This is a genomic window from Priestia sp. 179-F W1.4 NHS, assembly GCF_045369295.1.
Lineage (GTDB): Bacteria > Bacillota > Bacilli > Bacillales > Bacillaceae_H > Priestia > Priestia zanthoxyli.
In genome coordinates this window covers 1,391,981-1,404,547 of record NZ_JBIQFF010000001.1, presented here as the reverse complement: position 1 = coordinate 1,404,547, position 12,567 = coordinate 1,391,981, and the positions used below count along the sequence as shown (strand labels likewise).

Annotated in this window: 12 protein-coding genes; 5 read left to right on the top strand and 7 right to left on the bottom strand. The window is 39.0% G+C overall.

Features of this window, described 5'->3' with window-relative positions:
• Positions 1-5: 5 nt before the first annotated feature.
• Positions 6-857, bottom strand: coding sequence for a PRD domain-containing protein (locus ACH0CI_RS07460; RefSeq protein WP_182029771.1), 852 nt, complete (start codon positions 855-857; stop codon positions 6-8).
• 325 nt (positions 858-1,182) lie between these two features.
• Between ACH0CI_RS07460 and ACH0CI_RS07455 the strand changes: the two genes are divergently transcribed.
• The 3 genes from ACH0CI_RS07455 to ACH0CI_RS07445 all read left to right on the top strand — a co-directional run bounded on the left by ACH0CI_RS07455 (position 1,183) and on the right by ACH0CI_RS07445 (position 3,944).
• On the top strand, positions 1,183-2,763 hold the full coding sequence (locus tag ACH0CI_RS07455; RefSeq protein ID WP_406901175.1) for a histidine kinase N-terminal 7TM domain-containing diguanylate cyclase: 1,581 nt from the start codon (positions 1,183-1,185) through the stop codon (positions 2,761-2,763).
• Positions 2,764-2,907: 144 nt separating this feature from the next.
• The gene (locus ACH0CI_RS07450) at positions 2,908-3,669 is read left to right on the top strand and encodes an MBL fold metallo-hydrolase (RefSeq protein ID WP_406901173.1); all 762 of its coding nucleotides are present in this window, start codon (positions 2,908-2,910) and stop codon (positions 3,667-3,669) included.
• Positions 3,670-3,806: 137 nt separating this feature from the next.
• Positions 3,807-3,944 (top strand): hypothetical protein, encoded by a 138-nt coding sequence (locus ACH0CI_RS07445; protein WP_170836748.1) that lies wholly within the window; start codon positions 3,807-3,809, stop codon positions 3,942-3,944.
• Between the two features lie 91 nt (positions 3,945-4,035).
• Here the strand turns inward: ACH0CI_RS07445 and ACH0CI_RS07440 are convergent, their stop codons facing one another.
• Positions 4,036-5,025 carry a DUF4003 family protein gene (locus ACH0CI_RS07440; protein WP_406901171.1) on the bottom strand — a complete coding sequence of 330 codons (990 nt, stop codon included), beginning with the start codon at positions 5,023-5,025 and terminating at the stop codon, positions 4,036-4,038.
• Positions 5,026-5,167: 142 nt separating this feature from the next.
• Positions 5,168-5,953, bottom strand: a complete 786-nt coding sequence (gene gdh, locus ACH0CI_RS07435; protein ID WP_028414595.1) for a glucose 1-dehydrogenase — start codon at positions 5,951-5,953, stop codon at positions 5,168-5,170.
• A 450-nt stretch (positions 5,954-6,403) separates the two neighbouring features.
• Here gdh and ACH0CI_RS07430 point away from each other — a divergent pair, with 450 nt between their 5' ends.
• Both ACH0CI_RS07430 and ACH0CI_RS07425 read left to right on the top strand, forming a co-directional pair.
• Positions 6,404-7,030 carry a nitroreductase family protein gene (locus tag ACH0CI_RS07430; RefSeq protein ID WP_080754489.1) on the top strand — a complete coding sequence of 209 codons (627 nt, stop codon included), beginning with the start codon at positions 6,404-6,406 and terminating at the stop codon, positions 7,028-7,030.
• A gap of 60 nt (positions 7,031-7,090) precedes the next feature.
• Complete coding sequence (locus ACH0CI_RS07425; protein ID WP_335706662.1) at positions 7,091-8,395, top strand: aldehyde dehydrogenase; 1,305 nt, start codon at positions 7,091-7,093, stop codon at positions 8,393-8,395.
• A 37-nt stretch (positions 8,396-8,432) separates the two neighbouring features.
• Here ACH0CI_RS07425 and ACH0CI_RS07420 read toward each other — a convergent pair whose 3' ends face one another.
• From ACH0CI_RS07420 to ACH0CI_RS07405, 4 genes are all read right to left on the bottom strand, one after another.
• Complete coding sequence (locus ACH0CI_RS07420; protein ID WP_406901170.1) at positions 8,433-9,803, bottom strand: DUF2254 domain-containing protein; 1,371 nt, start codon at positions 9,801-9,803, stop codon at positions 8,433-8,435.
• Between the two features lie 439 nt (positions 9,804-10,242).
• Positions 10,243-11,016 carry a TPM domain-containing protein gene (locus ACH0CI_RS07415; RefSeq protein ID WP_406901169.1) on the bottom strand — a complete coding sequence of 258 codons (774 nt, stop codon included), beginning with the start codon at positions 11,014-11,016 and terminating at the stop codon, positions 10,243-10,245.
• A complete protein-coding gene (locus tag ACH0CI_RS07410) occupies positions 11,016-11,585 on the bottom strand; it encodes a LemA family protein (protein ID WP_406901167.1) in 570 nt (189 codons plus the stop codon). Before ACH0CI_RS07410 ends, ACH0CI_RS07415 begins: the two co-directional genes overlap by 1 nt.
• Positions 11,586-11,872: 287 nt before the next feature.
• Positions 11,873-12,493 (bottom strand): polysaccharide deacetylase family protein, encoded by a 621-nt coding sequence (locus ACH0CI_RS07405; protein ID WP_406901166.1) that lies wholly within the window; start codon positions 12,491-12,493, stop codon positions 11,873-11,875.
• Positions 12,494-12,567: the final 74 nt, after the last annotated feature.

The window sequence follows — 12,567 nt, the reverse complement described above, 5'->3', positions numbered from 1 at the left end:
AATGCTTATTCAGTTTCTACGAGATTCGTTACGCGCCAAATGTGTAGCGTTAAGTAAAGCTTTTCATCTGAAGTTAAAGACCAGCCATGCTGTTTATGAAGCAAATTAGCCACTTTTTCAACAGCTTTATATGCTTTTTCATACTTTGTTTTTACGACATCAAGCAGCGTAGCATCAACTTCAGGCGAAACATGTGGGTTCTGATCCAGCTGGCGCAAAACAAAAAATCGTAGATGTGTGACAAAACGAGAATAGTTCATGGATTCTTCATCAAGTTTTAGCTGAAAATGATATTGAACAACATCGATAATTCGATTAATCACTTCAGTCATCTTCATCGTTTCTTCCACTTTTGCTTGTACATTCTGTGCGTTTACAAAATGATAGGTAAGAAACGTCTCTTCACTTTTAGGAAGAAGCACATCAAGCCGGTCATACACCAGCCGAATCGCGTTAACAGCCGCATTATACTCTTTCGGATAAAGTTTCTTAACTTCCCAGCGGCTTGGCTGCGCATATTCAAGGCCACTATGACTTCGTTCAATCGCAAAATTCAAGTGATCCGCAAGGGTCAAGTGAATATTGGTGCGAAAAGGCTCACCTATTTCTTTTTCCGCTTGCTTAATTAACTCTACAGAAACCTCGAGAATTTCTGGTTTGATGCTCTCTAAAATTTGAGCCAGCGGTCTACGAACATTGGACGACTCGGCCACAAACTTCCGTCGAATGACAGCTTTATCAACGGGATCACCTTTTTTCTTTTGGAAACCGACGCCTGTTCCCATGATGACCCATTCTACATTAGAGGAGTCTTTGACCAAAGCTACGTTATTATTAAATACTTTAACAAATTTCATAGATGCTTCCCCCACATCAGAACAAACGTAAAAATCCTATCTTAAAAACACGCGAACACACCACGTATTTTTAACACAGGTAATGCCTGATCGAATCAGTAACAATCCAGTTTTAAGTTATTACTGAAATTATATTCCACTATGAAAGCGATGTCAATATATAAAATACTGAATTTTTAATAATCTGCTAGTGAAATAGAGATAATTCTTATAGACTATCCACCTACTTCCTTCACTGCTACTAAATTCCTACATAAAATATCCACATTTCATTTCAACTGTGCTACATTTAACTAAAAATGCTTTCTTAATGAGGGATACAATTGTGAATTTAGATTTAACAGCTTATATAACGCTTATCTGTACGTCCGGTGTTCTTAATCTATACTTATGTTTTTACGTATTTATTAAGCGTCACCACTACGCTAACATTGCCCATTTATTTATTCTTCATACAGGCTTCACCTCTATTTATTGTATGGGTGCGGTGTTTAGCTTACTATCCGTTAACCTCGGAGAAATGAAATTTTGGACCGCTATTCAATACGTGGGCATGCCTTTTTCGCCTCCTGCAGGACTGCTGTTTGTTATGCAGTATGTCGGCATAAAGGTAAGAAAAAAACATATTTTCGCCCTTTTTATCATTCCGTTTATTAGTTTGATTATGGTCGCAACAAATGACTGGCATCACCTTCATTACCGAGTGTTTGAAATTGATCCCGTTCTAGGTGCTCCTTACGTTCATCAAGAAATTGGACCATGGTACACAATTCACGGCATGTTCATCTTTTCGTCTATGTTCGTTGCTTTTTTGCTCGCCGTTTACCGCTGGAAAGAAACAGCCAAAGCTTACCGCCTGCAGTTAATTTCATTAATGGTCGGTCAATTAGTCCCTATCGTCACAGCTTTTATCTATTTAATGGGCTTTACGCCGCAGGGAATTGATCCAGTTCCGATGGTTTTATGGGTTTCTTCATTTTTATATTTATGGTCCATTAACTCATCGCGTATGTTTACAGTCATGCCCGTTGCGAAAGACGCGATATTTAACAGCATCAATGACGGCGTTGTCGTGCTCGATGAAAGCTACAGATTAATTGAATTTAACTTAGCGTCTAAAAACATGTTTCCGCAGCTAAAAAAGTCGATGCTTGGAAAACATTTTGTTGATATTTGGGTGACGCTGTCCGGCCGTTCGTTTCCTTTTGCATTAGAAAATGCAAAAAGCAGTCATGAACTGGAGCTTTTTTCTGAAGATCAATCTTCGTATACGTATCAAGTTCGCACTTCTCCTTTGCAGTATGCTAACAACAGTCACGGCTTGCTGCTTATTTTTACAGATATCACGGAGCTAAAAAGACTTCAGCTAAAGCTTGAAAATCAAGCTTATTACGATGAGCTGACGCAAATTTATAATCGTCGGGCATTTTTTCAGCACAGTAAGCAAGCGTTCAAAGAAGCAAAACAGTCCGCAGCTTCTTTTACGCTTCTTTTACTTGATATTGATTATTTTAAAAAAGTGAACGACACGTATGGTCATTATGCCGGCGATCAAATGCTTGTACATGTTGTAAAAGCCTGTCAATCCATATTGCCGCAAGGAGCCCTTTTTGCTCGGTACGGCGGTGAAGAGTTTGTACTTACGCTAAAGGGCTATACATCATCAGAAGCTGAAGTCCTTGCCAATCAGCTTCGCGGGCACGTTGAGACTCAGCCCTTACGGATTAATGAAGAAATCATTTCTGTTACGCTAAGCCTTGGAATAGCCCAAGCAGCAAAACAAGAAATCGACACGTTGGATGACCTTTTAAATCAAGCAGATATTGCCCTGTACGCTGCCAAACAAAAAGGACGCAACCAAGTACTTGTGTATGAAGAGAAAAAAGAAATCCTAAAAAGAACCTAAACATCATTGTTTCGGTTCTTTTTGCTTTTGACTAATATTCTTTCATTTATCAAGTAAAAGTGCTAAAAGACTTGATTTTGTTTATGGATTTGAAAACAGCTCATCCTATAAACTAGATGTAGATCAAAAAAAGGAGAGATAGAGATGGAGATTACACATATTCGAAATGCTACTTTACTTGTTGAATACGGGGGAAAAACGTTTTTAATTGATCCTATGTTAGCGGAAAAAGGAACGTACCCTCCTTTCCCGAATTCGATCAGACAAGATCAAAACAACCCTTTAGTGAGCCTGCCGTTATCCGTTGAAGAGATTATTGATGGTATTGATGCCGTCATTCTCACTCACCTCCATTTAGACCATTTTGACGATGCAGCTAAACAGGCGTTGCCAAACGACATCAAAATGTTTGTTCAAAATAAAGAAGATGCCGCAGTAGTAAAAGAAGCTGGTTTTAAAAACGTAGAAGTACTTACGCAAAACACGGTTTTTGAAGACGTTCAATTAATCAAAACAAAAGGCGAGCACGGAAGAGGAGAAATTTTAAAGCGTACCGGCTTAGTATGCGGCGTTGTGTTTAAACACAAGAGCGAAAAAACGCTTTATGTAGCTGGCGACACGGTATGGTATTCCGCTGTTGAAGAAGAAATCACCACCCATCAACCGGATGTCATTGTCGTAAACGGCGGCGATAATCAGTTTTTAGAAGGCGGTTCTCTTGTGATGGGGAAAGAAGATATTTACGAAGTACACAAAGCGGCCCCTCATGCTACGATTCTTTCTGTCCATATGGAAGCTGTCAATCACTGGACGCTATCAAGAGAAGAGTTAAAAAGCTTTATTAACGAAAAAGACATGGCGTCCCGTGTCTTAGTTCCAGATGATGGCGAGGTCTATACTTTTTAAGAGAGAAGATGAGACAAAAGTATTTAAGTTGAAGAAAGGTCCGAACGAGTTTGATTCTTGGTTGAGAATCAAATACGTTCGGATTTTTTCATTGATATAGTAAACGTAACTTTCATATGTTTAGTTGCTTCCAGCGGTTGATTGGAGGGCAAGGCGAAGACTCCTGCGGGAACAGCGGAACAGGTGAGACCCCGCAGGAGCGCAAGCAACGAGGAGGCTCAGCGGCCGCCCGCGGAAAGCGAAGCCTTGCATGGAAATCAACCGCGGTGCGATAAGCGATCTACGAGTTATTTATCCCACTGATTCATCTTTAGGTTAGATTGATGTAGTTATGGCTCATTTTCTCTTTTATAGCTCTTTAACGTATCAAGTAGTAGTCGTAGTAGCAACTGCTGAAGTGCTCGCAATAACCGCTAGCATAGCTGCTTGCTGAGCTTGAATAATGGTTTCAATCGTTGTATAGATGCCCGTTTCGACCACTCTAGAATCCTTCAGTTTTTCACTGATAACCAAATTAACCGCCAGCATAACGTTGATGTCTTTCTGCCATTTAAAAAGTTTATCTGCATTTAACTGCTTCACCACTTCATGGATAAGTTCAATTTCAGTTTCTGGTTTTTCAAACAGTGCTAATAAGCCAATGACCGGGTAATGCATTGCCTTTACTTTCATGCCTGCCGATTCACAGGCTTCTTTTACTGATACGCATCTTTCAATAAGGGTATCTGCATCTAAATTTTTATCGATTGAAAGAATATGACTTAAAAATTGAAGGTCATTTCCTTTTTTAAATCCATGCTGCGCCAATGTTGTATAGAAGTGTTCAATTTCATGCATGAGATCATCAGTAGACTCGCTCGTTTCAGCTAATAAAACGGCAAGAGGTACATCGCCGCTTGAAGTAAGGAAAAGGTGCTTTCTTTTCATGCCTTGATAAATTTCTGCGGATCTTCGGACCATTTCTTTATGACTTCGGCTTGACTCATTCGACAGCATAGCCGAAGCCGCAATGTACGTAAAAGCGCCTCTCGTAAATCCGCCTTGTATCAATTGATTATATACGTCAAGAAACTCATGAAACGTTTCTTTTGGATTCTCATAGCGAGTATCAAGCATAGCTGCTATTGTAAAACGCTGTGATGATTTTAACGTAGAAAACATCCCTACTTGATTTTTGATATAGTCGCTTAACTCGAGGTAATCCTGAAGCTCGAGCGATTTACCTTTCACTGCATACATAGAAGCGATAGCCATAAACTGCTTGTGATCTGCCGCTTTCCATTTGAGCTCATTTTTTAAGCTGATATAAAAATCTCTATACTGATTTATTTTTTGTTGAATATTCTCTGGCACCATCTCAACACGTCCTTTATTAGGTGTTAGCTTATATACGTAACACTTCAACAAAGGTTTCAATATTTGGTAAATATTCTGCGCATTTATTGCAAAAAAAAGACCTCGGAATATTCCGAGGTCTTTTTTTGTTCAGTTCTATTTATTAACCTCTTCCCGCTTGGAAAGAAGGATATTTTGTCATACCGCCATCCGCAAATAATGTAATACCTGTTACATAGCTTGCTTGTGATGAAGCTAGGAACGCGGCAACTGACGCGATTTCTTCTGGGTTACCGATGTAGCCCATTGGAATCATACTTTCTACGTCTGCACGCTGTTCTGGATCAGCGAATTTTTCAGCGTTAATTGGTGTATCAATTGCACCAGGTCCAATATTATTCACACGGATACCTTTTGGCGCATATTCAAGAGCCAATGTTTCCGTCATTAGCTTCATGCCGCCTTTACTTGCTGCATAGTGAACAAATAATGGCCAAGGAATCATTTCGTGAACGCTAGACATGTTAATAACGTTTCCTTTGATATCATTTTCAACAAAATATTTAATCGCTTCGCGGCTGCCTAAAAACGCGCCAGTTAAGTTTGTGTCGATTACTTGATTCCAGTTTTCTAATGATAATTCATGAGAAGGAACCGGGTTTTCAACACCAGCATTATTAATCATAACGTCTAATGTGCCAAATTCTTTAACAGCTGTCTCTACAAGGTTCACAACGTCTTCTTCTTTTGTTACGTCGCCTCGAACAATAATCGCTTGACCGCCAGCTTGTTCAATTTCTTTTTTTACTTCTAGCGCTTCGTCTTCGTTGCTGCGGTAGTTTACAACCACTTTTGACTGCTCTTGACCAAAACGAACGGCCATTGCGCGACCCAATCCTTTTGATCCGCCTGTTACAACTACTACTTTACCTTTTAAATCTGTATACATCTTGAAGTCCTCCTACTTTTCCTGTTTAATATGTCTTATTATACTGTATTAATTACAAATACAGTTTAGGTTTTAAAAAGAGAATAAACATTTTTCTATCTCTTCTTTGTCAAACTGTCATTCATTTAAAGAGCAGTAAATTCAATTTTGCTCCCTTTTCGTTACTTATCGTAACCAAGAGAGATAAAGTAGTCAAACTTTTTGTTTGTTCATTTTTATCATTTCTTTTTTCCTTACTCTCTTTATAGTTGTTTGTTCCCTTGAGAATGAGTCTTCACACTTCCAATTCGCACCACTTCAAAAGTTTAAACTTTTTCCCTTGCAATTCTTAAATCAATGTATTATATTGTTGATGTATCAATTATTGATATGTCAAACAATTGTCCGCAATCAAAAATATGGAAATGACAATAAATAAGTTTAACGCCTAAAAAGAAAGGAATAATGACTATGACTACAAAAGACTTTAACGAAATTGCTTTAAAACGTCGTTCAATTAAAAAATATGATCCTTCAGTAAAAATTAGCCGTGAGGAAATGGAGGAAATTCTTACAGAAGCTATGCGCGCTCCTTCTTCTGTTAATATGCAGCCGTGGCGCTTTGTTGTAATTGAAACACCGGAAGGAAAAGAAAAGCTAGCTGAACTTGCGAAATTTAACAGTGAACAAGTTCATACATCTTCAGCTGTTATTGCCGTGTTTGGTGATATGAATAACGTTGAATATGCAGATGAGATTTTCGGCAAGGCCGTAGAGCTTGGCTATATGCCTCAAGACATTAAAGAACAGCAGCTAAATTTCTTTAAGCCGATTTACGAAAACATGCCAAAAGCAGATATGAAAGACATCGTGCTGATTGATTCAGGTCTTGTGTCTATGCAGCTTATGCTTGTGGCTCGTGCTCACGGGTATGATACAAATCCAATCGGCGGATACGAAAAACACTTAATTGCAGAAGCATTCGGTCTAGATAAAGAACGTTATCTTCCAATTATGCTTATCTCAATCGGAAAAGCAGCAAGCGAAGGTCATGCTTCTTACCGTCTACCGGTCAATACGGTTACGACTTGGAAATAAGCAGCTAGTTCTATTTAATAAGTAAAGAGCTAAAAATGTGAAGTAAAAGGAGACTTTCTGATGAATAACTATCAAGAACTTACAAAAAAACAGCTTTCATTCTTCAACAGCGGTAAAACAAAAAACGTTGCGTTCCGTATCGAAACGCTAAAAAAATTAAGAGAACTTGTGGTGCGTCATGAAGACGACATTTTAAAAGCAGTAAAAGCTGACCTTAACAAACCAGAAATGGAAGCAAAACGTGCAGAAGTTGGCCTTGTGCTAAGCGAAATCGACTTTGCAGTTGAGAATCTTGCAGAATGGGCAGCGCCAAAAGAAGTCGAAACACCATCTACTCACGCCGGAGCAAAAAGCTACATTTATCAAGATCCATACGGTTTAGCTCTAGTCATTGCACCTTGGAACTATCCGTTCCAACTTGCTGTATCACCAGTAGTAGGCGCGATTGCTGCGGGTAACTGCGTGGTGTTAAAGCCTTCTGAATTAACACCTCATACGTCAAGCCTTCTTGCTAAGATGTTTAATGAAAACTTCCCTGAAGAATACTTGACTGTAGTCGAAGGTGAAGTGGAAACAAGCACGGCTTTACTAAAAGAAAACTTTGATTACATCTTCTTTACAGGAAGTACAATGGTCGGCAAAATTGTAGCAGAAGCTGCAGCTAAACATTTAACGCCTGTTACGCTAGAACTAGGCGGAAAAAGTCCTACAATTGTACACGAAGATGCTAATATTGAAGAAGCAGCTAAACGTATTGCGCGCGGTAAATTTGCAAATGCTGGCCAAACGTGCGTAGCGCCAGACTACATTCTTGTTCAGCGAAATGTAAAAGACGAGCTGCTAGCTAACCTAAAACAAGTCGTAACAGACACGTACGGCGAAGATGTTTCACAAAATCTAGACTTCCCTCACGTAGTGAGCGAAAAGCATTTTGATCGTCTTAACAGCTTCTTAACAAACGGAGATATCGTTTTTGGAGGCAAAACGGACCGTTCTCGTCTGTTTATTGAACCAACTGTTCTTGACAACATCTCATGGGAAGACAATGTGATGCAAGATGAAATCTTTGGACCAATTCTTCCAGTCATCGTATATGATGAAATCTCAGAAGTAATCCAAGCAATCGTAAAACGTCCAAAACCATTGGCACTTTATCTTTTCTCTGAAGATGAAGCAGTCCAAGATCACATCTTAAACAGCGTGTCATTTGGCGGCGGTTCTATTAACGATACAATTAATCACATGACATCTCACTACCTTCCATTTGGCGGCGTTGGTGACAGCGGAATGGGTGCGTATCACGGAAAAGCAAGCTTTGATACATTTTCACATGCTAAAAGCATCTTAAAACGTTCAAATAAATAAAGAAAAAGCCGAAGTCAGCGTCTGACTTCGGCTTTTTTTATTCTTTCATTTGTTTGGCGATTTGTTCATACTGCTCTTCTTTTTTTGTGGAAACCGCTAAATCGCAAAGAATATGTAAAAAATATTTTTTATCTTGAACAAATAAATACTCTTCTTCAAAGCCTTTAGAAATGTATACGGCAAACTCCCAGATGTCGTCATAATAAGCTGGCCCAATGGCCTCAGCGAGATTTCCAAGCGTTTTGAGCAGCTCCATCGTAATGATAATATTCCGTCTCGCATAGTGCCGGATATTAGCAAATCCATCATATAAAAAGTCCTCAAACTTTTTGTCAGGGATCACCATTCGTATCACGCCTTTATCATCAACTAAGTAAGAAGAAAATTGACTCGCAGCACAAATTTCCCGAAGAATATCGCTAATTTGGTGAATGGAGTTAACCGCCGTTTTGAAGTCATCATTTCCTAGTGATTTAATTGCCATCTCGACAAACTTAGTAATAATATACGTCGTGTCTTGAATATCAGTCTGAGATTTCCCTACATGGATATATTGGTGAAAGACGGTGCAATCCATTTCATCGTGCTCTGTCGAATCTCTATGCCAATAATAGAACAATACGGTTCCGCTGAGCACATAATCCCCTACTTCACGCTCCATTTTTATCACTAAATTATGCTCTTTGGCACAGTGAATCAATTGGCTGTAGTTCAACGTTTGAATATAGCCAGATGTTTGAATACATACCGGCTTTTTCTCTCCTTCTGGAAAGGAAAATTGTTCGCTATGACTAGACTGCGTTCGATGAATCTCCAGTTCCTCGCGAATCGTTGTCTTAATCGCTTTTATGGACGCTGTTTTCATCGATTGAGTCATATGATTTACTTGCAGCCACTTAACAGAATGATTAATGAAGTAGACAAACGTGCCCGCACTAAAAACAGAAAGGGCTGTCGTCACAAACGGAATCGCAAAATATCCCTCTACTTGAGAGCTGTTTAAAAAAAGAAAGACAAAAAGTGTATACAAAAAACTCCCTATAAAAATACCTAAAATTCGCTGAGTAGACTTAGAAGAAGCAAAGTTCTTTAACACGCGAGGAGAAAACTGAGCTGCAAATGATGTAAACACAACGAGCATTAAGTTAAAGGTAAATGTGGTAATCGATAAAATCCCGGGCATAATCGTACTCACTAACGTATTCGTTAAATCCATGTTGATTGAAAAAAATGAAGGGACCTTCTCTCCTACTTTGCAATAATAGTCAAGAAACAGCGTCAGTGCAGCTAAAAGAACAGAAAAGAAAGCATAAATTAAGGGACTAAACCAGATTTGACTAGTTAACTCATCTTTAAACGCGCGAGGAGAAAGCTGTTTCCTTGCAGCTATCCATCTAAATGTATTCATATAAAACCTTCCTTTTTATTTGTAAATCTCTAACTTTTTTCTTAGTTCCCTAATTTTTTTTGATTATGCTTATACAATGGAAAAAATCTATTTTTTAAGATATAGGCACACAAAGCAAAAAAGAGGTTGAGATACCCCTAATTATTTCATCTAAATGAGTACAAATAGAATACATGAGCTGAACCGCTCATGACGCGGCCGTTGAGCCTCCTCTTCGCTTGCGCTCCTGCGGGGTCTCACCTGTTCCACTTTCCCCACAGGAGTCTTCTCCTTGCCCTCCAATCAACTGTTAGAAGGAACTGAATGAATATATGAAAGCTATGTTCACCATACAAACAAAAAATCCAAACGCGTTGGATTCTCAATCAAGAATCCAACACGTTCGGATTTTCTTTCAACTAACCTCATTTTATCTCAGCCTCTTTTAACTCTTATCTTTTTACCAGCCTCGGCTCGCTCCGCCGCCTCCGGAGCTGCCGCCTCCCCCTCCGCGAGGACCGCTTCCACTGCCGCCACCTCCGCCGCCTCTTCCTCCAAACATGACAAGGAAGTTTAGCAGAAATTGAGTGATGGCTCCTTTAAAAAAGACAAAGTCAAGGATAAGCAAGCCCACAATAACAGCTGCAATCAGCAGCGTTTGAAGGGGTGTGAAATGAACACCGCTATCAGAAGGAGGAGCTGCTTTTGGCACTTTTTGTTCAAAATCTGTTCCTAAATCATACTCTTTTACGACTTGGTTATAAACAGCTTTGTATGTGCTTTCTAGCGCCGTATCGTATTTGCCGTTTTTTAAGTTAGGAATAGCATAAGAGTCAATGATTTCTCCAGATTTGATATCGGTGATAGCGCCTTCTAGCCCGTATCCTACTTCAATCCGAATTTTCCGCTCCTTTTTAGCAAGCAAAATAAGAACGCCATTGTTCAGCTTTTTATCACCGAGTTTGTACTTTCGAAACGCTTCATTTGCGTACTCTTCTACATCCGAATCACCTAATGAATTCACCGCAAGAATCGCTACTTGAGCTTTCGTTTCATCATCTAACTTTCTGCCCATTTGATTGATATCCGCTTTTTCCTGGTCATTTAACAGATGAGCAAAATCTTGAACGTAAATATCGCCTACCGGATTTGGGATATCAGGTGCAGCAAAAGCAACGCTTACCGTATTACATAAAAGAGATAATAATAAAGCAAACGAAGCAAGAAATTTCATCACTTATCGCTCCCGAAATCAACTTTCGGCGCTTGTTTTTCTTCATTTGTTACTTCAAAATATGATTTTTCATCAAACCCAAACGTGCGCGCAAACATGTTTTTAGGAAATCCCTTAACGGATTTATTATATTTTGCAACTTCATCATTATAGTCTTTACGCGCTACAGCGAGTCGATTTTCCGTTCCTTCTAAGCTATCCATCAAGCTTCTGAAGTTTTCATTTGCTTTTAAATCCGGATACTTTTCAACCACTACAAGCAGGCGATTTAACGCGCCGCTTAATTGCTGATCTGCATCAACTTTATCTTCAGGCGTTTTCGCTCCCGCTAGCTGCGCTCTTGCCTGAGTGACTGAATCAATTGCTTCCTGCTCATGCTTAGCGTAGCCTTTTACCGTTTCCACTAAGTTAGGAATTAAATCAGATCGTCTTTTTAGTTGGTTATCCACTTGGGAAAATTTATTATCTACATCTTCCTCTGCGCTAACGAGGCCATTGTAAGAGCTTACTCCGTAAATGACAATAAGCACTAACACAACAATCGTAGCGATCAAACCTTTGTTTCTCAATGTATTACCTCTTTTCTTCATCAAAATTATGTATCTATTTACTAGTACGAATCATACCCTAAAAAGATTCATTTTTTTCCAATTTTATTTATGATGACCATATTTTTTAACGATCACTCTCTCTATAAGTTGAAATACTTTTATACTACTCTCATCGCAAACTCCTCATTTCTCAAACACGTTTCTCTATCTAGCCTTTCTATAACCTAGTACATGTAATCCTTATCCATTTTATCTTATTTCATACATCTAAAAAAGGAATGGCTAAGAACCATTCCTTTTTCTGCTTAAGACCAACCTTCAATCTTGTATGCGACTCGGTGAAATTCAGGAACCGTTACAAATTGATAGTCGTTCTTTAGTAAATACTTAATGAGTTTCGGCAATGAAGCAACAATTTGGTCCCGCGCTCCGCTGCCGTATCGATCTCCGTCGTGCATGACGATAAGATTCTTTTCTTGTAGATTTTTAATCGTATGTTTGCATATGGCCAGTGGATCTTCTTCACGCCAATCCTGGCTATCTATATTCCATAGAACAGACGTCATTCCCAATTCCTTAATGGCAGCAAGAGCTGTATCATTTATCGAACTGTAAGGTGGACGAAATAGATTTGGAGAATAGCCGATAATTTTTTCTATTTGAGCATTCGTCGAAGTAATTTCTTTCCACAGTTCACGCTTAGAGAGCGTTGTGATATCAGGATGATTCCACGTATGGTTTCCAATTACGTGATTTGCTCTATGAATACGCCGAATCAGCTTTGAAAATCTTTCTACTTCCGAACCAACGACAAAAAAGGTCGCACGTACATTATATCTTTTTAGAATTTTTAAAATGGCAGCCGTGTAAGCTGAGGGGCCATCATCAAACGTTAACGCAACGTACTTTGGTGAATTTTGATTCATGTTTTCTCCCCTTATATAAAATAGATATAGAAATAAACCCCTCAATTTTTTTTGCGTAAGCTGAGGGGTTTTTA